Source organism: Pseudomonas sp. Xaverov 83, assembly GCF_019352905.1.
GTDB lineage: Bacteria > Pseudomonadota > Gammaproteobacteria > Pseudomonadales > Pseudomonadaceae > Aquipseudomonas > Aquipseudomonas yamanorum.
Genome location: NZ_JAAAFU010000012.1, coordinates 1 through 24,700, shown reverse-complemented (window position 1 = coordinate 24,700; position 24,700 = coordinate 1). Strand labels below are relative to the sequence as shown.

At 61.2% G+C, this 24,700-nt stretch carries 23 protein-coding genes; 19 read left to right on the top strand and 4 right to left on the bottom strand.

Annotated elements, in window-relative coordinates:
* Positions 1–118: 118 nt before the first annotated feature.
* Complete coding sequence (locus K0H47_RS06275; RefSeq protein WP_003220075.1) at positions 119–748, bottom strand: L-threonylcarbamoyladenylate synthase; 630 nt, start codon at positions 746–748, stop codon at positions 119–121.
* Positions 749–761: 13 nt separating this feature from the next.
* Positions 762–1,625 (bottom strand): PHP domain-containing protein, encoded by an 864-nt coding sequence (locus tag K0H47_RS06270; RefSeq protein WP_017475714.1) that lies wholly within the window; start codon positions 1,623–1,625, stop codon positions 762–764.
* Positions 1,626–1,712: 87 nt separating this feature from the next.
* On the opposite strand from K0H47_RS06270, the gene K0H47_RS06265 reads away from it, so the two are divergent.
* From K0H47_RS06265 to K0H47_RS06235, 7 genes are all read left to right on the top strand, one after another.
* Entirely contained in the window at positions 1,713–2,309 is a 597-nt protein-coding gene (locus tag K0H47_RS06265) for a septation protein A (protein ID WP_201140177.1), read from the top strand.
* 1 nt (position 2,310) lies between these two features.
* Positions 2,311–2,610, top strand: coding sequence for a YciI family protein (locus tag K0H47_RS06260; protein WP_063027669.1), 300 nt, complete (start codon positions 2,311–2,313; stop codon positions 2,608–2,610).
* Positions 2,611–2,716: 106 nt separating this feature from the next.
* Positions 2,717–3,124, top strand: a complete 408-nt coding sequence (locus K0H47_RS06255; protein WP_003220067.1) for a hypothetical protein — start codon at positions 2,717–2,719, stop codon at positions 3,122–3,124.
* A gap of 7 nt (positions 3,125–3,131) precedes the next feature.
* Entirely contained in the window at positions 3,132–3,809 is a 678-nt protein-coding gene (locus tag K0H47_RS06250) for a response regulator transcription factor (RefSeq protein ID WP_063027667.1), read from the top strand.
* A gap of 269 nt (positions 3,810–4,078) precedes the next feature.
* Entirely contained in the window at positions 4,079–4,543 is a 465-nt protein-coding gene (locus K0H47_RS06245; protein WP_063027665.1) for a Spy/CpxP family protein refolding chaperone, read from the top strand.
* A 65-nt stretch (positions 4,544–4,608) separates the two neighbouring features.
* Complete coding sequence (locus K0H47_RS06240; protein ID WP_177027129.1) at positions 4,609–5,952, top strand: cell wall metabolism sensor histidine kinase WalK; 1,344 nt, start codon at positions 4,609–4,611, stop codon at positions 5,950–5,952.
* A 40-nt stretch (positions 5,953–5,992) separates the two neighbouring features.
* The gene (locus K0H47_RS06235) at positions 5,993–7,342 is read left to right on the top strand and encodes a CoA transferase (RefSeq protein ID WP_177027128.1); all 1,350 of its coding nucleotides are present in this window, start codon (positions 5,993–5,995) and stop codon (positions 7,340–7,342) included.
* 116 nt (positions 7,343–7,458) lie between these two features.
* Here the strand turns inward: K0H47_RS06235 and K0H47_RS06230 are convergent, their stop codons facing one another.
* Together K0H47_RS06230 and arcD (K0H47_RS06225) are read right to left on the bottom strand one after the other, a co-directional pair.
* Positions 7,459–8,322, bottom strand: a complete 864-nt coding sequence (locus K0H47_RS06230; protein ID WP_177027133.1) for a DNA-3-methyladenine glycosylase — start codon at positions 8,320–8,322, stop codon at positions 7,459–7,461.
* Positions 8,323–8,324: 2 nt separating this feature from the next.
* Positions 8,325–9,752, bottom strand: coding sequence for an arginine-ornithine antiporter (arcD, locus tag K0H47_RS06225; RefSeq protein WP_063027659.1), 1,428 nt, complete (start codon positions 9,750–9,752; stop codon positions 8,325–8,327).
* 450 nt (positions 9,753–10,202) lie between these two features.
* Between arcD (K0H47_RS06225) and arcD (K0H47_RS06220) the strand changes: the two genes are divergently transcribed.
* The 12 genes from arcD (K0H47_RS06220) to K0H47_RS06165 all read left to right on the top strand — a co-directional run bounded on the left by arcD (K0H47_RS06220) (position 10,203) and on the right by K0H47_RS06165 (position 24,592).
* Positions 10,203–11,630 (top strand): arginine-ornithine antiporter, encoded by a 1,428-nt coding sequence (arcD, locus tag K0H47_RS06220; protein ID WP_063027657.1) that lies wholly within the window; start codon positions 10,203–10,205, stop codon positions 11,628–11,630.
* 24 nt (positions 11,631–11,654) lie between these two features.
* Entirely contained in the window at positions 11,655–12,911 is a 1,257-nt protein-coding gene (arcA, locus tag K0H47_RS06215; RefSeq protein ID WP_017475703.1) for an arginine deiminase, read from the top strand.
* 11 nt (positions 12,912–12,922) lie between these two features.
* Positions 12,923–13,933 carry an ornithine carbamoyltransferase gene (locus K0H47_RS06210; protein ID WP_219272200.1) on the top strand — a complete coding sequence of 337 codons (1,011 nt, stop codon included), beginning with the start codon at positions 12,923–12,925 and terminating at the stop codon, positions 13,931–13,933.
* Between the two features lie 162 nt (positions 13,934–14,095).
* Complete coding sequence (arcC, locus tag K0H47_RS06205) at positions 14,096–15,025, top strand: carbamate kinase (protein ID WP_177027126.1); 930 nt, start codon at positions 14,096–14,098, stop codon at positions 15,023–15,025.
* A gap of 18 nt (positions 15,026–15,043) precedes the next feature.
* On the top strand, positions 15,044–15,406 hold the full coding sequence (locus K0H47_RS06200) for a DUF5064 family protein (RefSeq protein WP_063027653.1): 363 nt from the start codon (positions 15,044–15,046) through the stop codon (positions 15,404–15,406).
* Positions 15,407–15,590: 184 nt separating this feature from the next.
* Positions 15,591–17,099: a sigma-54-dependent transcriptional regulator gene (locus tag K0H47_RS06195; protein WP_219272198.1), complete on the top strand. Its 1,509-nt coding sequence runs from the start codon at positions 15,591–15,593 to the stop codon at positions 17,097–17,099.
* Between the two features lie 383 nt (positions 17,100–17,482).
* On the top strand, positions 17,483–17,866 hold the full coding sequence (gcvH, locus tag K0H47_RS06190) for a glycine cleavage system protein GcvH (RefSeq protein ID WP_005790845.1): 384 nt from the start codon (positions 17,483–17,485) through the stop codon (positions 17,864–17,866).
* 10 nt (positions 17,867–17,876) lie between these two features.
* On the top strand, positions 17,877–20,723 hold the full coding sequence (gcvP, locus tag K0H47_RS06185; protein ID WP_063027649.1) for an aminomethyl-transferring glycine dehydrogenase: 2,847 nt from the start codon (positions 17,877–17,879) through the stop codon (positions 20,721–20,723).
* 142 nt (positions 20,724–20,865) lie between these two features.
* Positions 20,866–22,242: an L-serine ammonia-lyase gene (locus K0H47_RS06180; RefSeq protein WP_219272197.1), complete on the top strand. Its 1,377-nt coding sequence runs from the start codon at positions 20,866–20,868 to the stop codon at positions 22,240–22,242.
* 39 nt (positions 22,243–22,281) lie between these two features.
* A complete protein-coding gene (gcvT, locus tag K0H47_RS06175) occupies positions 22,282–23,406 on the top strand; it encodes a glycine cleavage system aminomethyltransferase GcvT (protein WP_063027645.1) in 1,125 nt (374 codons plus the stop codon).
* A gap of 389 nt (positions 23,407–23,795) precedes the next feature.
* A complete protein-coding gene (locus K0H47_RS06170) occupies positions 23,796–24,008 on the top strand; it encodes a cold-shock protein (RefSeq protein WP_003316897.1) in 213 nt (70 codons plus the stop codon).
* Between the two features lie 95 nt (positions 24,009–24,103).
* Complete coding sequence (locus K0H47_RS06165) at positions 24,104–24,592, top strand: RDD family protein (RefSeq protein WP_093205738.1); 489 nt, start codon at positions 24,104–24,106, stop codon at positions 24,590–24,592.
* Positions 24,593–24,700: the final 108 nt, after the last annotated feature.

Sequence of the window (24,700 nt, the reverse complement as noted above, 5' to 3'; positions counted from 1 at the left end):
CGTCCGGCGGGATGTACAGGTCCAGCGGCATTTCCATGACGGCCTGGCCGTAGACCATGGCAAATGGCAGTTCCTGCTGGGCGCCCGCCTGGCTGTCGACGGATTCCACGGCCGACATTCAGGCCTCGACCATGAACGGTGCCGGGTCGCCACAACCCACGCGCACCACTTCCGGCTCGCCGTCGGCCAGGTTGATCACGGTGGAGGCCTTGTTGCCGCCGTAGCCGCCGTCGATGATCAGGTCGACGTGTTTTTCCAGCAACCGGCGCATTTCATAAGGGTCGTACAACGGCTCTTCTTCACCCGGCAGGATCAGCGACACGCTCATCAACGGCTCACCGAGTTCGGCCAGCAGCGCCAGGGCGATCGGGTGTTCCGGCACCCGCAGGCCGATGGTGCGCTTCTTCGGGTGCAGCAGCAGGCGCGGCACTTCGCGGGTGGCGTTGAGGATGAACGTGTAGGGCCCCGGCGTGTGGGCCTTGAGCAGGCGGAAGGTGCCGGTGTCGACCTTGGCGAACAGCCCCAGCTGAGACAGGTCGCTGCAAATCAGTGCGAAGTTGTGGTTCTTGTCCAGGTCACGCAGGCGTCTTACTCGCTCGACTGCATTCTTGTCACCGATCTGGCAACCGATAGCGTAGGAGGAATCCGTGGGGTAGATCACCACGCCACCGGCACGGATGATCTCCACGGCCTGTTTGATCAGGCGCGCCTGGGGGTTTTCCGGATGAATCTGGAAGAATTGACTCACGTGTTCTACCTGTTCAGACGGTGGCAATAATGGGGTCATGTTTGAAGCGACACCAAAGGGGCGGCAAATCTTCCGGGACGGCGCGGTACTCGCCAATCTCGGACCAGCCGCCAGGGCCATGAAAATCACTGCCGGCGCTGACCAGCAGACCAAATTCGCGGGCAAGAATCGCCAGGCTGCCTACCTGCTCGGCGGGTTGATGCCCGTTGACCACTTCGATTGCGTGGCCGCCCGCTCCAATATAGTCGCCAATCAGCTTGCGGCGCTTGCTGCGGGTGAAATCGTAATGCCATGGATGCGCCAGGCTGACCCAGGCACCTGCTGCCCGCAATGTGCCGACGGTGTCTTCCAGGGTGGGCCAGTGTTGCTTGACGTCCCCCAGCTTGCCGGCACCCAGCCATTTGCGGAACGCTTCGGCACGATCCTTTACAAAACCTTCACGCACCATCCAGTCGGCAAAGTGCGGACGGGCCGGGGCGTTACCGCTGTCGCCCAGTTCCTGCTGGATGGCGCGGGCGCCTTCCAGGCCGTTGGGCATGCCCTTGAGGGCCAGCTTGCGGCTTATTTCTTCGGACCGCAGCCAGCGGCCATCGTGCAATTTGGCGATGGCCTCCACCAGCGGCGGTGCGTTTACGTCAAAACCGTAGCCCAATACATGAATCGTCGCGCCGCCCCAGGTGCAGGACAATTCAACCCCGTTGACCAGTTGCATGCCCAACGCATTCGCCGCATCACGGGCCTCTGCCAGGCCTTCGAGGGTGTCGTGGTCGGTCAACGACAGGACTCGCACGCCTTTTTCAAACGCACGCGCAACCAGGACCGCGGGCGCCAGGGCGCCGTCGGAGGCTGTGCTATGGCAGTGCAAATCAACATTCACGGGAGTGTGTAACCTCAAGTCAGCTGGCGCTTTCGCTACCAAGGATGTTTGTTATTATGCCGCCACATCCAGCTTCTGGCTCTTACTGTGAAACAATTCATCGACTTCATCCCGCTGTTGCTGTTTTTCATCGTTTACAAAACCGACCCTCGCGTCATCGATCTTGCCGGCCACGAGCTGACAGTCGGTGGCATCTACAGTGCCACGGCGGTGCTGATCATCAGCTCCGTGGTGGTCTACGGCGCGCTCTTCATCTCCCAGCGCAAGCTGGAAAAAAGCCAATGGCTGACCCTGATCGCCTGCCTCGTCTTCGGTAGCCTGACCCTGGCCTTCCACAGCGAAACCTTCCTTAAATGGAAAGCCCCGGTGGTCAACTGGCTGTTCGCCCTGGCCTTTATCGGCAGCCACTTCATCGGTGACCGCTTGCTGATCAAGCGGATCATGGGTCACGCGCTGAGCTTGCCGGACCCGATCTGGGTGCGCCTGAACATCGCCTGGATCGTGTTTTTCCTGTTCTGCGGCGCCGCCAACCTGTTCGTCGCCTTCACCTTCCAGAGCTACTGGGTGGACTTCAAGGTGTTCGGCAGCCTGGGCATGACCGTGCTGTTCCTGGTCGGCCAGGGTATCTACCTGTCGCGCCACCTGCATGACACCGACCCTACCACGCCGAAAACCGAGGACTGACATGCTCTACGCCATCATTGCCACCGACGTTGCCGACTCGCTGGAAAAACGCCTGGGCGTGCGCCCGGCCCACGTCGAGCGCCTGAAACAGCTGCAAGCCGAAGGCCGTATCGTGCTCGCCGGCCCGCACCCGGCAGTCGACAGCAATGACCCGGGAGACGCCGGTTTCACCGGTAGCCTGATCGTCGCCGAGTTCGCCTCCCTGGCGGCGGCACAAGCCTGGGCCGACGCTGATCCGTATGTCGCGGCCGGCGTGTATGCCCATGTCCTGGTCAAGCCGTTCAAGCAAGTCCTGCCTTGATTCGTTGTGCGCTGAACCAATTGGCTTCAGCGCACTCCTAAACGCTCATTATTCCCGGTAACCTGCCGACAACGTTCTGAATATTCGTGTGGAATCAGGAGTTCCGATGCGCTTACGTCAGTTGTGTCTGTTGGCAGTGTTAATGATCGGGGCTACGGCCCACGCTGAAGAAACCTCGAACACCGGCAGTTCCACGCCCCTGTCCTTGAGTGCCGGCAGTCAGATCACCGATTTGCAGCAACGTTTGAAAGAAAGCGAACGGCAGCGGGATGAACTGAGCAAGCAATTGCAAAGTGCTGACGCCACGCGGGAAAGTACCCAACTGAGTAAACTGCGCCAGGAGAACCAACGCCTGGTCCAGCAACTCAAAGAAGCACAGGGCAGTGCCTTGCCACGCTGGCTTACCGAGCAACAGCAATGGTTCGTGACCGGTGGAGCAGTCGCGCTGATCGCCCTGCTGTGCGGGATCTTCGCCAGTGGCGGGCACCGGCGCCGTCGACAATGGCTAAATTGAGTGAGTCATGAGCGAGCTGTTACTGATAGATGATGACCAGGAGCTCTGTGAGCTGCTGACCAGTTGGTTGAGCCAGGAAGGTTTCCAGGTGCGCGCCTGCCATGACGGCTTGAGCGCCCGCAAGGCTTTGGCCGAAGCCGCCCCGGCGGCCGTGGTGCTCGACGTGATGCTGCCCGACGGCAGCGGCCTGGAGCTGCTCAAGCAATTGCGCAACGACCACCCGGAGCTGCCGGTGCTGATGCTCTCGGCTCGCGGCGAACCGCTGGACCGGATCCTCGGCCTGGAGCTGGGCGCCGACGATTACCTGGCCAAGCCCTGCGACCCTCGCGAACTGACCGCCCGCCTGCGCGCCGTGCTGCGCCGCAGTCACCCGGCTGCCGTGTCCACCCAGCTGGAGCTGGGTGACCTGTGCTTCAGCCCGGTGCGTGGCGTGGTTACTATCGATGAACAGGAATTTGCCCTGACCGTTTCCGAAAGCCGTCTGCTGGAAGCCTTGCTGCGCCAGCCGGGCGAGCCGCTGGACAAGCAGGAACTGGCGCAAATCGCCCTGGGTCGCAAGCTGACCTTGTATGACCGCAGCCTGGACATGCACGTCAGCAACCTGCGCAAGAAGATCGGCCCGCACCCGGATGGCCGACCACGGATCGTGGCGCTGCGTAGCCGCGGCTACTACTACAGCCTCTAAGCACAACACCTGTCCCCTGTGGGAGCTGTCGAGCCTTGGCGAGGCTGCGATGGCATCACCCCGGTGCAACGGATAGACCGCGGTGCCTGCATCGCAGCCTCGCCAAAGCTCGACAGCTCCCACACATGATCTCCCCTGCCGGGATAGTTTTGTCAGCCCCGCCCAAATTCCTCTTTACCCAAGCTTTACCGTCCCCTGACTGCCGCTGACCTTGTTCTCCGTAATCTACTCACATCCGGACTCACCGGAATAGAGACAGGAGAATCACCATGCGCAAGACCCTTATCGCTTTGATGTTCGCTGCTGCCCTGCCAACCGTTGCCATGGCCGCAGCACCTGAAGGCCCAGGCCCGATGGGCGGTCCTGAAGGCCACATGATGGGTGGCCCAGGCCACGGCGGCGAACACGGCATGCGGGGCAAAGGTGGCCCTTTCAGCCAGCTGGACCTGAGCCCTGAACAGCGCCAGCAGATCGGCAAGTTGATGGGCCAACAGTGGCACGCTCGCAAAGAGCTGGTGCGCAAGTACCTGGACAAACTGCCAGCCGCTGACAAGCAAGCCATGAAAGACGAAATGGCGGCCGCCAAGCAGAAAACCCAGACCGACATCCGTGCCGTGCTGAAACCCGATCAACAGAAGAAATTCGACGAGATCGTGAAGAAACAAGCCGAACGCCGCGCCGAGTGGAAGGAATTCCAGGCCTGGAAAGCCCAACAGCCGCAAAAAGCGCAATAATGATCTAGCTTCACTCCCAGCCCAGTGGCCACCGCCGCTGGGCTTTTCCTGTTTGAGGGTTTCTTGTGCGTTCATTGTTCTGGCGCGTCCTAGCCAGCTTCTGGCTGGCCATCGCCCTGGTTGCCGGGCTGTCGATCCTGCTTGGGCATATGCTCAACCAGGACGCCTGGATTCTCAGCCGCCACCCCGGGCTCAATAACCTCGCGCAGGAATGGACGCAGCTCTATGAGGCCCAAGGCGAGGACGCCGCCCAGGAATTGCTGCAGCAGCGCAAGCGCCAGTACCACATCGACGTACAAGTGCTTAACGAAAGCGGCGAGCCCGTAGTGCTCGGTACCTTTCCGCGCCGCGCCGCCGCCCTCGAAGCCCGACAAAAAGACAGTCAGGACCGCCATCTGCCCTGGCGGCGCCTGACCGCCGAGTACACCAGTGAAAAAACCGGCGACACTTACCTGCTGATCTACCGCATTCCCCACCCGGAACTGGACGCCTGGCACCGCAACAGCCTGCTCTGGCCATTGAGTGCCCTGGCGATCGCGTTGGTGGTGCTGACCCTGTTCAGTTTGCTGGTGACGCTGTCCATCACCCGCCCCCTCAGCCGCCTGCGCGGCGCAGTGCACGACCTGGGCCAGACCACCTACCAGCAGAACAGCCTGGCGCGGCTGGCCAACCGTCGCGACGAATTCGGCGTACTGGCCACCGACTTCAACCGCATGGGCGCCCGCCTGCAAAGCCTGATTGGCAGCCAGCGCCAATTGCTGCGTGACGTGTCCCACGAACTGCGCTCGCCCCTGGCCCGGCTGCGGATCGCCCTGGCCCTGGCAGAACGCGCCACCCCCGAGGCACGGGAGAAACTCTGGCCACGCCTGACCCGCGAATGCGACCGCCTTGAAGCGCTGATCAGTGAAATCCTGGTACTCGCCCGGGTGGATGCCGACAACGCCAGCGCCGAAGACATCGACCTCAACCCGTTGCTCAGGACCCTGCAAAAAGACGCCTTGCTCGGCGCACCGGACCAACCCGTGCAGCTCGATGCCGAGGCCGGGCTGCAACTCAAGGGCTGGCCGACCATGATTGAACGCGCCGTGGACAACCTGCTGCGCAACGCCCAGCGCTTCAACCCGCCAGGCCAACCGATTGAAATGGACGCCAGACGCCAGGGCGACCGCATTGTGATCAGCGTGCGCGACCACGGCCCCGGCGTGGACGCCGAACACCTGAAGCAACTGGGCGAGCCGTTTTACCGCGCCCCGGGGCAAACCGCCCAGGGCCACGGCCTGGGCCTGGCCATCGCGCGGCGCGCCGCAGAACGTCATGGCGGCAGCCTGATCCTGGCCAATCATCCTGACGGCGGTTTTATCGCCAGTGTGGATTTGCCACTGGAGCCCGGGGTTGTCATTCAACCCTGATGATCTTCTATGATGGTCCTTCTCATTAGGAGGGCCTTTGATGACTGATCTGCTCACCCCCATCCAGGAAGCACTCGATTTACCCGTCACCCCGCTGGCCTTTACCGAAGCCGGCGCCCTGCCCTCGACCTTTGCCGTCACCGAACTGGCCAGCGCCAGCATCGGTGTTGCAGGCCAGGCAGTTGCCCAGTTGCTGCTACAGCAAACCGGGCGCCTGCCCTCGGTGACCGTGGACCGGCGCCTCGCCTCATTCTGGTTCTCCTCGTCCCTGCGTCCCGATGGCTGGACCACCCCGCCGCTGTGGGACCCGATTGCCGGCGACTACGCCTGCGCCGACGGCTGGATTCGCCTGCACACCAATGCGCCACACCATCGTGCCGCCGCTGAACGCGTACTCGGGCAGGTCGCTGACCGAGATGCGATGGCCGCGAAGGTCGCCCAATGGAACGCCGCCGAACTGGAACAGGCGATTGTCGAAGCCAACGGCTGTGCGGCGCAGATGCGCTCGTGGCAAGACTGGCAGGTGCATCCACAAGGTTTGGCGGTCAATCAGGAACCGCTGGTCCATCGCCAGACCTTTGCAACCCTCAGCGACCAACCCTGGCTGGGCTCGGTGGCAAGGCCGATGGCGGGGATCAAGGTGCTGGACCTGACGCGCGTATTGGCCGGCCCCACTGCCAGTCGCTTTCTTGCAGGCCTTGGCGCCGATGTACTGCGCATCGACTCACCGGACTGGAACGAACCCGGCGTCGTACCGGAAATGACCCTGGGCAAACGCTGCGCCCGCCTGGACCTGAAGAACGCCGACGACCGCCAGACTTTCGAAAACCTGCTGAAGGACACCGACATTCTGCTGCACGGCTACCGCGCCGATGCCCTGGAGCAGTTGGGCTACGGTGAGGCCGCGTTGCAAGCCATCGCCCCCGGCCTGATCGACGCCAGCCTCAATGCCTATGGCTGGAGCGGCCCATGGCGCAATCGCCGAGGGTTCGACAGCCTGGTGCAGATGAGTACCGGGATTGCCGAGGCCGGCAGGCAGTGGAAAAACTCGGACAAGCCGGTGCCGCTGCCGTTGCAGGCGCTGGATCACGCCACCGGGTATTTGATGGCGGCCAGTGCAATCCAGGCCTTGAGCGAACGATTGAAATCCGGACGCGGCGGTTCGGCGCTGCTGTCCCTCGCGCGCACGGCAAAACTGTTGGTGGACGCAGGACAAGTCCCGGAACAACTACCGCTGCGGGCCGAAGAGCCGGGCGATCAAGGCTTGGTGGTGGAGCAAACAGCCTGGGGCCCGGCCCACCGGTTGCTGCCCCCGGTGACCATCAGCGGAACACCGTTGCAGTGGGATTTGCCAGCAGGTGAACTGGGTTCACATCGGGCGAAGTGGTGACTTGAAAATCGCTATCGCGGGCAAGCCCGGCTCCCACAGTTGATCGAGTTGCCTGAGCTGACTCGGATCTCCTGTGGGAGCCGGGCTTGCCCGCGATGAGGCCCTTGCAGTCACCGTCAATCCGCGCGGCTCAGTGATGTCCACAAATGCTGCGCCGCATAGGCTCTAAGCGGTCGCCAGGCCTCAGCCCGCGCCAGCAACTGGCGTGGGCTCACCGGCCCGCCTTCCAGCGCCACCAACGCATTGATCAAGCCGATATCCCCCGAGGCAAACGCATCCTGCTCGCGCATCTGGCGCATGGCGATGTACTGTGCCGTCCAGTCTCCAATCCCCGGTAATGCCACCAACCGCGCCACACCCTCCTTCAGGCTCGCCTTCGGCTGGAATACCTGCGGGTCATCCAGTAAGGCCTGGGCCACACCCGACAAGGTGCGCCCGCGACTTTTCGGCATGCCGAGGGTCGCCAAATCTGCTGCTGCCAGCACCTCGGCGGAAGGAAACACGTGGGTCACACCGGCATGGGGCGTCACCAGCGGCGTGCCGTACTGCGCCACCAGCTTGCCCGCCAGCTTGATCGCGGCAACCACAGTAATCTGCTGGCCCAACACCGCACGGATCGCCAACTCCAGCCCATCCCAGGTTCCCGGCACCCGCAGGCCGGGACGCGCCGCAACCAACCTGGCCATCAAAGGATCAGTCGCCAGATGCCGGTTGATCAGCGTCGGGTCAGCCGACAGGTCAAACATGTCCCGCAACCGCCGCTCAATTTCCGGCAACGCAGACGGGTTGGGGAAGTTCACCGTTACCTCAAGCCAATCCCCGGCCCCCGGCGACACACTGAGCCAACCCTGCTGACCGTCGACAGTGATACTGCGCGAGTACACGCCGCCATCCACCGTCTCCAGCCCGCTGATCGCCCGCGCCGACAAGAAGCCCAACATTGCCGCCCAGTCATACGGCGCCTGATACGCCAGCTGCATCCTCACAACGACAACACCCCGCTGTACAACCCATACGCCGCCAGGCTCGCCCCGGCGATCACGCAGGCGAAAATGCCTTTTTCCAGGTGGGTAAACAAGGGCTGGCCCTGCTCACGCTTGGCCAGGGCAAACAGGATCACCCCCGGCGCGTACAGCAACGCCGACAGCAGCAGGTACTTCAAGCCTCCGGCGTAAAGCAGCCACACTGCGTAAGCCAGGGCGATAAGGCTCACCAGCAAGTCCTTCATGCGTTCGCCATGGGCACCTTCGTAGGTTTCACCGCGCCCGCTCAACAGCACCGCATACGCCGCCGACCACAGGTAGGGCACCAAAATCATCGACGACGCCAGATAGATCAGGGTGGTGTAGGTACTTTCCGAAAACAGCGTGATCACCAGGAACAGCTGGATCATCACATTGGTCAGCCACAATGCATTGACCGGCACCTGATTGACGTTTTCCTTTTTCAGGAACGCGGGCATGGTCTTGTCATGGGCGGTGGCATAGAGAATTTCGGCGCAGAGCAACGCCCACGACAACAACGCCCCCAGCAGCGAAACCGCCAGCCCGATGCTGATCAACAGCGCGCCCCAGGGGCCGACGATATGTTCCAGCACCCCGGCCAGGGACGGGTTTTGCAGGTTGGCCAGTTCCGGCTGGCTCATGATCCCGAGCGACAGCAGGTTGACCAACACCAGCAGCGCCAACACCCCCAGAAAACCGATCACCGTGGCCCGGCCCACGTCCGAGCGTTTCTCGGCCCGAGCCGAGTAGACGCTGGCGCCCTCGATGCCGATAAACACAAATACCGTGACCAGCATCATGTTGCGCACCTGGTCCACCACGCCGCCGAACTTAGGGTTGCTCAGGCCCCAGATATCCCGGGTAAAGATGTCGGCCTTGAATGCCACCGCAGCGATCACGATAAACATCACCAGCGGCACGATCTTGGCCACGGTGGTGATCTGGTTGATGAACGCCGCCTCCTTGATCCCGCGCATCACCAGAAAATGCACAGCCCACAGCAATACTGACGCACAGCCGATCGCCACCGGGGTATTGCCCTGGCCGAACACCGGGAAGAAGTAGCCGAGGGTACTGAATAGCAACACGAAGTAACCGACGTTGCCCATCCAGGCACTGATCCAGTAGCCCCACGCGGACGAGAACCCCATGTAGTCGCCAAATCCGGCCTTGGCGTAGGCGTAGACGCCGGAATCCAGCTCAGGCTTGCGGTTGGCCAGGGTTTGAAACACGAAGGCCAGGGTCAACATGCCAACAGCGGTAATGCCCCAGCCGATCAACACCGCGCCCACTTCAGCCCGCGCTGCCATGTTCTGGGGCAACGAGAAGATCCCGCCGCCGATCATCGAACCCACCACCAGGGCGATCAAGGCGTTGAGGCGAAGCTTTTCTGACGCTTGGGACATGGATATTCCTGAATAAAGAAACAGCTGTTGAGGCAACAAGCGTGCACTCAACTAATTTATCTAACGTGAGCAGCGTTTATTAGATATAGCTAATAAACCCTAACGCCTCATAACTTAAAGGCATGACAACAAACAACCTTCTGGCAAATTTATAATTTAAATAATGATTGAACTTTCCAGACGGTGAGGCGTTGCACAAGCCCTTTCCAAAAAGTTTGCATATCTGAAAAAACGAACTAGCTTCAAACGTCCACACCAATGAGAACACCTGCTGTTTGAAACGTAGAAACGCTCTACGACGAGCCTCTGCGTGGCGCTTGAGCGCCCGGACCTTTCATCATAAGTCATTAATTCACAATGGAATGTGCCAATGAAGTGATCTGAGTCAGCTGTTTGATTAGCGCACGGATTTATTCTGTGGTCTCTCTTCTCCTGCATTGGAGTCATGCGATGTCTGATTCTCCCGGAAAACTTCGATTAGGCGCACTGGTTGCACTTGTCGTGGGATCAATGATTGGTGGCGGGATCTTCTCACTGCCGCAAAACATGGCGGCCAGCGCCGATGTCGGCGCGGTATTGATCGGTTGGGTGATTACCGCCGTGGGCATGTTGACCCTGGCCTTCGTGTTTCAGACCCTGGCCAATCGCAAGCCCAACCTCGACGGCGGGGTCTACGCCTACGCCAAGGCCGGGTTTGGCGACTACATGGGTTTCTCATCCGCCTGGGGTTACTGGATCAGCGCCTGGCTGGGCAACGTCGGCTACTTCGTGCTGCTGTTCAGCACCCTCGGTTACTTCTTTCCGATCTTCGGCGAAGGCAACACCCCGGCGGCGGTGATCGGCGCGTCGGTGCTGCTGTGGGCCGTGCATTTTTTGGTACTGCGCGGGATCAAGGAAGCCGCGTTCATCAACCTGGTGACCACCGTCGCGAAGGTCGTGCCGCTGGTGCTGTTCGTGTTGATCGCGCTCTTCGCGTTCAAGCTGGACATCTTCACCGCTGACATCTGGGGCGTGAAAAACCCGGACCTGGGCAGCGTGATGAACCAGGTGCGCAACATGATGCTGGTCACCGTCTGGGTGTTCATCGGCATTGAAGGCGCGAGCATCTTCTCGTCCCGCGCCGAAAAACGCTCCGACGTCGGTAAGGCCACCGTGATCGGTTTTATCACCGTGCTGCTGTTCCTGATGCTGGTGAACGTGCTGTCCCTGGGGATCATGACCCAACCGGAACTGGCCAAGCTGCAGAACCCTTCGATGGCCGCCGTGCTGGAGCATGTGGTGGGTCACTGGGGCGCGGTGTTGATCAGCGTCGGCTTGATCATTTCCTTGCTGGGGGCGCTGTTGTCGTGGGTGCTGCTGTGTGCGGAGATCATGTTCGCCGCGGCCAAGGACCACACCATGCCGGAATTCCTGCGTAAGGAAAACGCCAACCACGTGCCGGCCAACGCCCTGTGGCTGACCAACGCCATGGTGCAGATCTTCCTGGTGATCACGCTGTTTTCCGCCAGTACATACCTGTCGCTGATCTACCTCGCCACCTCGATGATCCTGGTGCCTTACCTGTGGTCGGCGGCCTATGCGCTGCTGCTGGCGGTGCGCGGTGAAACCTATGAAAGCGCCCCGGGCGAACGCCGCAAAGACCTGCTGATCGGCGCCATCGCGTTGATCTACGCGGTCTGGCTGCTGTACGCCGGTGGCACTAAGTACCTGTTGCTGTCCGCCCTGCTCTACGCCCCTGGCGTGATCCTGTTCGCCATGGCCAAGCATGAACTGGGCAAACCGATTTTCACCAACGTCGAGAAGCTGATTTTCGCCGCAGTCGTCATAGGCGCCTTCGTGGCGGGCTATGGCCTCTACTCCGGCTTCCTGACCCTGTAATTATTGTTCACTGGAGGATCTGTAATGACCACGGAAAAAGTGAAGTACGGCGTACATTCCGAAGCCGGCAAACTGCGCAAAGTCATGGTGTGCTCCCCAGGTTTGGCCCACCAGCGGCTGACCCCCAACAACTGCGATGAACTGCTGTTCGATGATGTGCTGTGGGTGGCCCAGGCCAAGCGCGACCATTTCGACTTCGTGACCAAGATGCGCGAGCGCGACATCGATGTGCTGGAAATGCACAACCTGCTGACCGACATCGTCGCCATCCCCGAAGCACTGGACTGGATCCTGGCGCGCAAGATCACCGCCAACCAGGTCGGCCTGGGGCTGGTCAATGAAGTCAGCTCGTGGCTGCGCAGCCTCGAGCCGCGCAAGGTCGCTGAGTTCCTGATCGGTGGTGTGTCGGCCGATGACCTACCGAGCAGCTTTGGCGGCAAGACCATCGAGATGTTCCGCGATTTCCTCGGCCACTCCAGCTTCATTCTGCCGCCGCTGCCCAACACTCAGTTCACCCGCGACACCACCTGCTGGATCTACGGCGGCGTGACGCTGAACCCGATGTACTGGCCGGCACGACGCCAGGAAACCCTGCTGGCCAGCGCCATCTACAAATTCCACCCGGAGTTCACCAACGCCGACTTCCAGGTGTGGTACGGCGACCCGGACCAGGAGCACGGCAATGCCACCCTGGAAGGCGGCGACGTGATGCCGATCGGTAACGGCGTGGTGTTGATCGGCATGGGCGAGCGTTCCTCGCGCCAAGCCATCGGCCAACTCGCCCTGAACCTGTTCAAGCACAAAGCCGTGGAACGCGTAATCGTCGCCGGCCTGCCGAAATCCCGCGCGGCGATGCACCTCGACACCGTGTTCAGTTTCTGCGACCGCGACCTGGTCACGATCTTCCCGGAAGTGGTCAACCAGATCGTCGCTTTCACCCTGCGCCCGGACGAGACCAAGCCCGGCGGCATCGATATCCAACGCGAAAAAACCAACTTCCTCGACACCGTCGCCGCCGCCCTGAACCTCAAGGCCCTGCGCGTGGTGGAAACCGGCGGCAACAGCTTCGCCGCCGAACGCGAGCAGTGGGATGACGGCAACAACGTAGTGGCCGTGGAGCCTGGCGTGGTGATCGGTTACGACCGCAACACCTACACCAACACCCTGCTGCGCAAGGCCGGTGTGGAAGTCATCACCATCAGCGCCGGTGAACTCGGCCGGGGCCGTGGCGGTGGCCACTGCATGACCTGCCCGATCATTCGCGACCCAATCGACTACTAAGGAGATCCATCATGGCTTTCAACATGCGCAACCGCAGCCTGCTGTCGCTGATGCATCACACCACCCGCGAACTGCACTACCTGCTCGACCTGTCCCGCGACCTCAAGCGCGCCAAATACACCGGCACCGAGCGTCCGCACCTGAAGGGCAAAAACATCGCGCTGATCTTCGAAAAAACCTCGACCCGCACTCGTTGCGCGTTCGAAGTCGCGGCCCACGACCAGGGTGCCCACGTCACCTACATCGACCCGGTGTCGTCGCAGATCGGCCACAAGGAAAGCATGAAAGACACCGCCCGCGTCCTGGGCCGGATGTTCGATGCCATCGAGTACCGTGGCTTTGAACAGGAAATCGTCGAAGAACTGGCCAAGTTCGCCGGGGTGCCGGTGTTCAACGGCCTGACCGCTGAATTCCACCCGACCCAGATGATCGCCGACACCCTGACCATGCGCGAGCACAGCGACAAGCCGCTGCATGACATCAGCTACGCCTACCTGGGCGACGCCCGCTACAACATGGGCAACTCGCTGCTGATGATTGGCGCCAAGCTGGGCATGGACGTGCGCATCGGCGCACCGAAAGCCCTGTGGCCCCATGCTGATTTCATCAAGCAGTGCCAGGAATTCGCCGAAGAAAGTGGCGCGCGCATCACCATCACCGAAGACCCGAAAGAAGCGGTCAAAGGCGTGGACTTCATCCACACCGATATCTGGGTGTCCATGGGCGAACCGGTGGAAGCGTGGGACGAGCGCATCGAGCAACTGCTGCCGTACCAGGTCAACACCAAGATGATGAAGGCCTCGGGCAACCCACGGGTGAAATTCATGCACTGCCTGCCGGCGTTCCATAACAGTGAAACCAAGGTCGGCAAGGACATCGCCGCGCGTTATCCGAACCTGGCCAACGGTGTGGAAGTGACCGAAGAGGTGTTTGAGTCCCCGGCCAATATCGCCTTTGAGCAGGCTGAGAATCGCATGCATACCATCAAGGCGATCCTGGTGTCGGCGTTGGCGGATATCTAATTCTCACGGTGCAAACACCGTCAGTGTGGGAGCTGGCTTGCCTGCGATGCAGGCACCTCGGTCTAGCTGAGAAACCGAGTTGATGCTATCGCAGGCAAGCCAGCTCCCACATTGACCGGTTTGTTCATGAGAGACCTCGCTCAATTTTAGAAGGACCGCATTATGCGTATCGTCGTTGCACTGGGCGGCAACGCCCTTCTGCGCCGTGGTGAACCCATGACCGCAGACAATCAACGGGCCAATATCCGCATCGCCACCGAACAGATCGCCAAGATCCACAGCGGCAACGAGCTGGTGATTGCCCACGGCAATGGCCCGCAAGTGGGCCTGCTGTCGCTGCAAGCGGCGGCTTACACCCAGGTCTCGCCGTACCCGCTGGATGTGCTGGGCGCCGAAACCGAAGGCATGATCGGCTACATCATCGAACAGGAACTGGGCAACCTGCTGGACTTCGAAGTGCCGTTCGCCACGCTGTTGACCCAGGTTGAAGTCGACGCCAAGGACCCGGCCTTCCAGAACCCGACCAAGCCGATCGGCCCGGTCTACTCCAAGGCCGAAGCGGAAAAACTCGCGGCCGAAAAAGGCTGGGCGATTGCCCCCGATGGCGACAAGTATCGCCGCGTGGTGGCCAGCCCACGGCCGAAGCGGATCTTTGAAATCCGTCCAATCCAGTGGCTGCTGGAAAAAGGCAGCATCGTGATCTGCGCCGGTGGCGGCGGCATTCCGACGATGTATGGCGAAGACGGCAAGCTCAAGGGCATTGAAGCCGTGATCGACAAAGACCTGTGCTCATCCTTGCTGGCCGGGCAATTGGACGCTGATTTGCTGGTGATCGCCACCGACGTCAATGCCGCCTTTATCGACTTCGGCAAGCCCACCCAGAAAGCCATCGGCCAGGCGCACCCGGACGAAATCGAAAAGCTCGGCTTCGCCGCCGGCTCCATGGGACCCAAGGTCCAGGCCGCTTGCGAGTTCGCCCGCCAGACTGGCAAAACCGCAGTGATCGGTTCACTCTCGGACATCGAAGCGATCGTCCAGGGCACTGCCGGCACGCGAATCAGCACGGCGAAACCCGGAATCACCTACCTGTGAAGTAGAGGAGAAATGCCTATGGCTACCTTTGAACCTGGTCACCTGCACATCGAACGCCACGCGCTGAACAAGGATGACTACAGCTACAACCTGTGCATCGACTACGAAGTCAGCCAGGACCCAAAGGAAGGCAAAGGAATGCTCTTCAAAATGCACGGCTCGGTGCAGGACAAGGAGCTCAAGGAAGAGTTTTTCCTGCCCAAGGACCAGTCGTTCGACTTCGCCCGGCACGCGATGAATATCGCGCAGAAGTACGGTATGCCGAAGATTGCCGTGCTTAATGGGCAGATGCACAAGCAGTACGATTTGATGTTTGAAGATGTGCGGCACCAGCTGGATGTGAAGCCGGGGGATCCGGTCAAGCCCGAACACCTCGAATAACCCGATTTCCCAGGCACCAACCATCAAATGTGGGAGCGGGCTTGCTCGCGAATGCGGTGTGTCAGTCACCGGATGTATTAGCTGATACACCGCATTCGCGAGCAAGCCCGCTCCCACATTTTGATCTCCATCTTCTCCAAGGCATACTTGCCACCTCTCGCTCGCCAGAACCGCTAACCGCCCCATGCGTATCCACGTCAGCTTCATCGACCGCGTCGGCATCACCCAGGAAGTCCTGGCCTTGCTCGGTGGGCGCAATCTCAACCTGGATGCGGTGGAAATGGTTCCGCCCAACGTCTACATCGACGCTCCAACCCTGAGCGCCGAGGTGCTGGAAGAACTGCGCGACGCACTGTTCAGCGTGCGCGGCGTGCAAGCCGTGACCGTGGTCGACATCCTCCCCGGCCAGCGCCAGCACCTGCAACTCGACGCCCTGCTCGCCGCCATGACCGACCCGGTGCTGGCCCTGGACAGCGCCGGCAAGATCCTGCTGGCCAACCCGGCCTTGATTGCCTTGTACGGTCGCGAGCCCGCCGGCGAGAGCATCAATGAACTGTTCGACGACCCAAAGTTGCTGGCCACCTTGCTCGAACACGGCTTTCGCCTGGCCCTGCGGGAAATCAACGTGAACGGCCAGACCCTGCTGCTGGACGCCACGCCGATCACTGACGCCGGCGCCCTGCTGACCCTGTACCCACCCAACCGCATCGGCGAACAACTGTCGGCGCTGCACCATGACCATGCCGAAGGGTTCGACGCGCTGCTGGGCGAGTCCCCGGCGATCCGCACCCTCAAGGCGCGGGCGCAACGGGTGGCGGCGCTGGATGCACCGTTGTTGATCCAGGGCGAGACCGGTACGGGCAAGGAACTGGTGGCCCGCGCCTGCCACGCCATCAGCGCGAGGCACAGTGCGCCGTTCCTGGCCTTGAACTGCGCCGCGCTGCCGGAAAACCTGGCCGAGAGCGAGCTGTTCGGTTACGCCCCCGGCGCCTTTACCGGTGCCCAGCGCGGCGGCAAGCCGGGGCTTATGGAACTGGCGAACCAGGGCACGGTATTCCTCGACGAGATCGGCGAAATGTCACCGTACCTGCAGGCCAAGTTGCTGCGGTTTCTCAACGACGGCAGTTTCCGTCGGGTAGGCGGCGACCGCGAGGTGAAGGTCAATGTGCGGATCCTCAGCGCCACCCACCGCGACCTGGAAAAAATGGTCAGCGAAGGCACCTTCCGCGAAGACCTGTTCTACCGCCTCAATGTGCTCAACGTCGAAGTGCCGCCTCTGCGCGAACGCGGCCAGGACATCCTGCTGCTGGCCCGCTACTTCATGCAGCAGGCCTGCGCGCAGATCCAGCGCCCAATCTGCCGCCTGGCGCCCGGCACCTACCCGGCGCTGCTGGGCAACCGCTGGCCGGGCAACGTGCGGCAGTTGCAGAACGTGATCTTCCGCGCCGCGGCCATTTGCGAAAGCAGCCTGGTGGACATTGGCGACCTGGACATCGCCGGCACCTCGGTGGCGCGCCAGAACGACGGTGAAGTCGACAGCCTGGAGCAGGCGGTGGAAGACTTCGAGCGCGGGTTGCTGGAGAAGCTCTATGTCAGCTATCCGTCCACGCGTCAGCTGGCGAGCCGCCTGCAGACCTCCCACACCGCCATCGCCCATCGCTTGCGCAAGTACGGCATTCCCAACAAGCCCTGACTGCACGCGGTCAACATGTGGGGGCTTGCCTGCGATAGCGGTGTTGACTGACCCACCGCTATCGCAGGCAAGCCAGCTCCCACATTGATTGCATTCCAACGGTTATATCAAAAGCGACCTCCTTCTGTACTGAAAGCGCTACAGCGGAACGATATCGATACACGCAGTCTCAGCCGTCGCCATGCAAGGCTTTGATCCTCATAGGCTTTTTTTCAACGGCCCAGCTGTAGCGATATCGCTACAGCCAGCGTTCGAACACCACCGGCCATAATCAGTAACCAATTGTTTTATAACGATAAAAAAACATTGGCCGCAATTTTGCTAAGCAACTCCTAATTATTCCAATCCCGTCCACCAGACGAATCTGGCCCTGAGGAGTTTCCATGAGCGAGTTGCGCTTTACTGAAGATCACGAATGGCTGCGCGCCGAAGCCGACGGCAGCGTTACCGTGGGCATTACCGCTTTTGCGCAGAACGCGCTGGGTGATGTGGTTTTCGTGCAACTGCCTGAACTGCAGGCCTACGACAAGGGCGCAGAAGCCTCCACCGTTGAGTCGGTCAAGGCAGCCAGCGGCGTATACATGCCGCTGGACGGCGAAGTCCTCGAAGTGAACGACAAGCTGGATGGCAGCCCCGAGCTGGTCAACGAAGACCCGATGGGCGAAGGCTGGTTCTTCCGCTTTAAACCGGCTGATGCCGATGCAGTAGCTAAGCTGTTGGATCAGGATGCGTATGACCGCCTGATCAAAGCCAACGCTGAAGCCTGAGGAGCGCGCCATGACTAATCTGACCACCGCCAACGAATTCATTGCCCGCCACATCGGCCCGCGCCAAGACGACGAGCAACACATGCTCGCCACCCTGGGCTTTGATTCCCTGGAAGCCCTGAGCGCCAGCGTGATCCCGGAAAGCATCAAGGGCACCGCCGTGCTGGGTCTGAGTGATGGCCTGAGCGAAGCCGACGCACTGGCTTCGATCAAGGCGATTGCCGCCAAGAACGAGCTGTTCAAGACCTACATCGGCCAGGGCTACTACAACTGCCACACACCGTCGCCGATCCTGCGCAACCTCCTGGAAAACCCGGCCTGGTACACAGCCTACACGCCGTATCAGCCGGAGATTTCCCAGGGCCGCCTGGAATCGCTGCTGAACTTCCAGACGCTGATCAGCGACCTCACCGGCCTGCCGATCGCCAACGCCTCGCTGTTGGACGAAGCCACCGCCGCTGCCGAAGCCATGACCTTCTGCAAACGCCTGAGCAAGAACAAAGGCAGCAACGCGTTCTTCGCCTCCGTGCACAGCCACCCGCAAACCCTCGACGTACTGCGCACCCGTGCCGAGCCGCTGGGCATCGACGTAGTCGTGGGCGACGAGCGTGAACTGACCGATGTCAGCGCCTTCTTCGGCGCCCTGCTGCAATACCCGGCGAGCAACGGTGACGTGTTCGACTACCGCGAACTCACCGAGCGCTTCCACGCCGCCAACGCACTGGTGGCCGTGGCCGCCGACCTGCTGGCCCTGACCCTGCTGACCCCGCCGGGTGAGTTCGGTGCCGACGTGGCCATCGGCAGCGCGCAACGCTTTGGCGTACCGCTGGGCTTCGGTGGCCCGCACGCGGCGTACTTCTCCACCAAGGATGCGTTCAAGCGCGACATGCCGGGCCGTCTGGTAGGCGTCTCCGTGGACCGTTTCGGCAAGCCGGCCCTGCGCCTGGCCATGCAGACCCGCGAGCAACATATCCGCCGCGAGAAGGCCACCAGCAACATCTGCACCGCCCAAGTGCTGTTGGCCAACATTGCCAGCATGTATGCCGTGTACCACGGCCCGAAAGGCCTGACCCAGATTGCCAACCGCATTCACCACCTGACCGCGATCTTCGCCAAAGGCTTGAGCGCATTGGGCCTGGCGGTTGAGCAAGCCCACTTCTTCGATACCCTGACCATCAAGACCGGCGCGCAAACCGCCGCCCTGCACGACAAGGCCCGTGCCCAGCGCATCAACCTGCGTGTGGTCGATGGCGAACGCCTTGGCCTGTCGGTGGACGAAACCACCTCCCAAGCCGATATCGAAACCCTGTGGAGCGTGTTCGCCGGCGGCAAAGCCGTGCCAGACTTCGCCGCATTGGCTGCCAGCGTTGAAAGCACCCTGCCGGCCGCGCTGCTGCGCCAGTCGCCGATCCTCAGCCACCCGGTGTTCAACCGTTATCACTCCGAAACCGAGCTGATGCGCTACCTGCGCAAGCTGGCCGACAAGGACCTGGCCCTGGATCGCACCATGATCCCGCTGGGCTCGTGCACCATGAAGCTCAACGCCGCCAGCGAAATGATCCCGGTGACCTGGGCCGAGTTCGGTGCCCTGCACCCGTTCGCCCCCGCCTCGCAAAGCGCCGGCTACCAGCAACTGACCACCGAACTGGAAGCCATGCTCTGCGCGGCCACCGGTTACGACGCGATCTCCCTGCAACCGAACGCCGGTTCCCAGGGCGAGTACGCTGGCCTGCTGGCCATTCGTGCCTATCACCAGAGCCGTGGCGAAGAGCGCCGCGACATCTGCCTGATCCCGTCGTCGGCCCACGGCACCAACCCGGCCACCGCCAACATGGCCGGCATGCGCGTAGTGGTCACCGCTTGCGATGCCCGCGGTAACGTCGACATCGAAGACCTGCGCGCCAAAGCTATCGAGCACCGCGAACACCTCGCTGCGCTGATGATCACCTACCCGTCCACCCACGGCGTGTTCGAAGAAGGCATCCGCGAAATCTGCGGGATCATTCACGACAACGGCGGCCAGGTGTACATCGACGGCGCCAACATGAACGCGATGGTCGGCCTGTGCGCCCCGGGCAAGTTCGGCGGCGATGTGTCCCACCTGAACCTGCACAAGACCTTCTGCATTCCCCACGGCGGTGGCGGCCCGGGCGTTGGCCCGATTGGCGTCAAATCCCACCTGACCCCGTTCCTGCCCGGCCATGCCGCGATGGAACGCAAGGAAGGCGCAGTCTGCGCCGCACCGTTCGGCAGCGCGAGCATCCTGCCGATCACCTGGATGTACATCAGCATGATGGGCGGCGCAGGCCTCAAGCGCGCTTCGCAGTTGGCGATCCTGAATGCCAACTACATTTCCCGTCGCCTGGAAGAGCACTACCCGGTGCTGTACACCGGCAGCAATGGCCTGGTGGCCCACGAATGCATCCTCGACCTGCGCCCGCTGAAAGACAGCAGCGGCATCAGCGTGGATGACGTGGCCAAGCGTCTGATCGACTTTGGTTTCCACGCCCCGACCATGTCGTTCCCGGTAGCCGGCACCCTGATGATCGAGCCGACCGAAAGCGAATCCAGGGAAGAACTGGACCGCTTCTGCGACGCGATGATCGCCATCCGCGAAGAAATCCGCGCGGTGGAAAACGGCTCGCTGGACAAGGACGACAACCCGCTGAAGAACGCACCACACACTGCCGCGGAACTGGTTGGCGAATGGAGCCACCCATACAGCCGTGAACAAGCGGTGTACCCGGTGGCGTCGTTGATCGAGGCCAAGTACTGGCCGCCGGTTGGCCGGGTCGACAACGTGTTTGGCGATCGCAATTTGGTGTGTGCTTGCCCGTCGATCGAGAGCTACGCGTAACCTAATGTGGGAGCGGGCTTGCTCGCGAATGCGGAGTGTCAGTTGATACATCTGGTGGCTGACCCACCGCTTTCGCGAGCAAGCCCGCTCCCACAATTGGACCGAGTACATCCGATAAATAATAAGAAACCGGAGAACAACCATGTCTTTAAGCGTGTTCGACCTGTTCAAGATTGGCATCGGCCCCTCCAGCTCCCACACCGTCGGCCCGATGCGCGCTGCCGCTCGATTCGTCGAAGGACTGAAGCGCGATAACCTGTTAGCCACCACCACCTGCGTCAAGGTGGAGCTCTACGGTTCCCTCGGCGCCACCGGCAAAGGCCACGGCAGTGACAAGGCTGTATTGCTGGGCCTGGAAGGCGAACACCCGGACACCGTGAACACTGAAACCGTCGCCGCACGCTTGTCGGAAATTCGCGGCAACGCAGGCTTGAACCTGCTCGGCGAACACAGCATTGCGTTCAACGAGAAAGAACACCTGGCGATGATTCGCAAACCCCTGCCCTATCATCCCAACGGCATGATCTTCCGCGCTTTCGACGCCGCCGGCCTGCAGATTCGCAGCCGCGAGTACTACTCGGTGGGCGGCGGGTTTGTGGTGGATGAAGACGCCGCCGGCCACGATCGTATCGTCGAAGACGCCACGCTCCTGACCTTCCCGTTCAAAAGTGCCAAGGACTTGCTCGGCCACTGCGCCACCTATGGGCTCTCCATCAGCCAGGTGATGCTGACCAATGAAAGCGCCTGGCGACCGGAAGCCGAAACCCGCGCCGGCCTGCTGAAAATCTGGCAGGTAATGCAGGATTGCGTAGACGCGGGCTGTCGCAACGAAGGGATTTTGCCGGGCGGCCTGAAGGTCAAACGACGCGCCGCCGCGCTGCATCGCCAGCTGTGCAAGCACCCGGAATCGGCGCTACGCGACCCGTTGTCGGTACTGGATTGGGTCAACCTGTACGCCCTGGCGGTCAACGAAGAAAACGCCAATGGCGGGCGCGTGGTGACTGCGCCCACCAACGGTGCAGCCGGGATTGTGCCGGCGGTGTTGCACTACTACATGCGCTTTATCCCGGGGGCCAGCGAAGACGGTGTGGTGCGTTTCCTGCTCACCGCCGCGGCCATCGGCATTCTGTACAAGGAAAACGCCTCGATTTCCGGCGCCGAAGTCGGCTGCCAGGGGGAAGTCGGCGTGGCCTGTTCCATGGCCGCCGGCGCCCTGTGCGAGGTGTTGGGCGGTACGGTTTCCCAGGTAGAAAACGCCGCCGAGATCGGCATGGAACACAACCTCGGCCTGACCTGCGACCCCATCGGCGGACTGGTGCAAGTGCCTTGCATCGAGCGCAACGCCATGGGTTCGGTCAAGGCCATCAATGCGGTGCGCATGGCCCTGCGCGGCGACGGGCAACACTTCGTCTCCCTCGACAAGGTCATCCGCACCATGCGCCAGACCGGCGCCGACATGAAAAGCAAATACAAGGAAACCGCCCGTGGCGGTTTGGCGGTCAACATTATCGAGTGCTGACGCCTACAAGCGCGTCCGCACGTTTTTCAGGAGCTGAATATGTCCACCGAAACCCTGTTGAAAACCCCATTGCACGCCCTGCACATCGAGCTGGGCGCACGCATGGTGCCCTTCGCCGGCTACGACATGCCGGTGCAATACCCGCTGGGCGTGATGAAAGAACACCTGCACACCCGTGAACAGGCCGGGTTGTTCGATGTGTCGCACATGGGCCAGATCCGCCTGACCGGTGCCGGTGCCGCAAAAGCCTTGGAAACCCTGGTACCGGTGGACATTATCGACCTGCCGGTAGGCATGCAGCGCTATGCGATGTTCACCAACGAGCAAGGCGGCATCCTGGATGACCTGATGGTCGCCAACCTGGGTAACGACGAACTGTTCCTGGTGGTGAACGCTGCCTGCAAGGACCAGGACCTGGCCCACCTGCGCCAGCACATCGGTGACCAGTGCAGCATCGAGCCACTGTTCGAGGAACGCGCCCTGCTGGCCCTGCAAGGCCCGGCCGCCGTCAGCGTGCTGGCGCGCCTGGCGCCGGAGGTCAAGCACATGACCTTCATGCAATTCGCACCGACCCGCCTGCTGGGCGTGGACTGCTACGTCAGCCGCTCGGGCTATACCGGCGAAGACGGCTTCGAAATCTCGGTGCCGGCCGCCAGCGCCGAAGCCCTGGCCCGCAGCCTGCTGGCCGAAACCGAAGTGCAGGCCATCGGCCTGGGCGCTCGCGACTCCCTGCGCCTGGAAGCCGGCCTGTGCCTCTACGGCCATGACATGAACACCGAGACCACGCCGATTGAAGCCAGCCTGTTGTGGGCGATTTCCAAGGCCCGTCGCGCCGATGGAGCACGTGCCGGCGGCTTCCCGGGTGCCGACGCAATCTTCACCCAGCAACAAACCGGCGTGAGCCGCAAACGTGTGGGCCTGTTGCCGCAGGAGCGGACACCGGTGCGCGAAGGTGCAGAGATCGTCGACGAACACGGTACCGTGATCGGTAGCGTCTGCAGCGGCGGCTTTGGCCCGAGCCTGGGCGGCCCGCTGGCCATGGGTTATCTGGACAGTGCGTTCATCGCGTTGGATACCGAAGTATCTGCATTGGTACGTGGGAAAAAGGTGCCACTTCGTGTAAGTAAAATGCCATTCGTGCCACAACGTTACTACCGTGGTTGATTGACTGTTCCTATAAGTAACGCGGTTGCGTTAACGTGCACTAATCTGTAACGCAACCGCCACATTAAAGTGCACTGTCGATAGTCAATGTTATGTTCTGTCACCTATAACAAGTGACGGATTCTATCGAATAAAGACGTTCCACATTGTGAACAGAACTGTAATGAAGCCGAGCAAAACCCGGGCTTTTCCCAGGGCTTGTTTTTTCTGTCTTAGTTGTCGTAGAGTTTGCCCACTGTGTTTGCATGGGTCGCTTTGAACCTGGACCTGGGCAGTAGCCAAAGTTTGCTACAACCCGTTCGACGTCTCTTACTTTCCTGCAACCCAGCCCAGTACTCTTTCATGTGAAAGGGGCTGTCATTAATTTTTAGCGTCAAGGAAATAAGAAAATGGCTGAACGTCAGAGCGGTACCGTCAAGTGGTTTAACGACGAGAAAGGGTTTGGTTTTATCACTCCAGAGAGCGGTCCGGATCTGTTCGTCCACTTCCGCGCTATTCAGGGCAACGGCTTCAAAAGCCTGAAAGAAGGCCAGAAAGTGACCTTCATCGCGGTGCAAGGCCAAAAAGGCATGCAAGCCGACGAAGTACAAGCAGAAGGCTGATCCTTGCTGCGACAAAAAGCCTCTGATATGACATCAGGGGCTTTTTTATGGGCGTTCTTCCGTAAAATGGCTTTTTTCCTGCCGAGAGCCATGCCATGTCGAAACACCTGCTGAGCCCCCAAGGCGAGTTTCCCGCCGTAGGCCTGGGCCGTCGTCTGGCAGCGATGTTCTATGACTTCCTGTTGTGCACGGCCCTGCTGATCGTCACGGCCTTTATCTACAAGCTGGTGTGGATGGGGTTTGTCGGGGAGGCCAAGTTGCGGGCGCTGTCTGAGTCTGGCGCGCTGGATGGTGATCCGCTGTTGTCGACGATTTTGTTTTTTGTGTTGTTTGGGTTTTTTGCCAAGTTCTGGACGCATTCGGGGCAGACCCTGGGGATGCAGGTTTGGGGGGTGCGGGTGCAGAACGCTGATGGGTCGCGGATTAGTCTGTGGCAGGCGTTGTTGCGGTTTGTGGTGTCGATTGCTTCGTGGTTGTGTCTGGGGCTTGGGTTTGTCTGGTCGTTGTTCGACAAGCAGAAGCGTGGCTGGCATGACATTTATTCGGATACGCGGTTGGTGCGGGTTCCGAAGAAAAAGAAGTAGGTTTTTAGATTGGGGGGCATATCCGTTGCTGCGGTTAGGGCCGCTATTGGTTCCGCTCTTACAGCGGCTCACTTTTGAAAAGCGCAAAAGTAAGCAAAACGCTCTTGC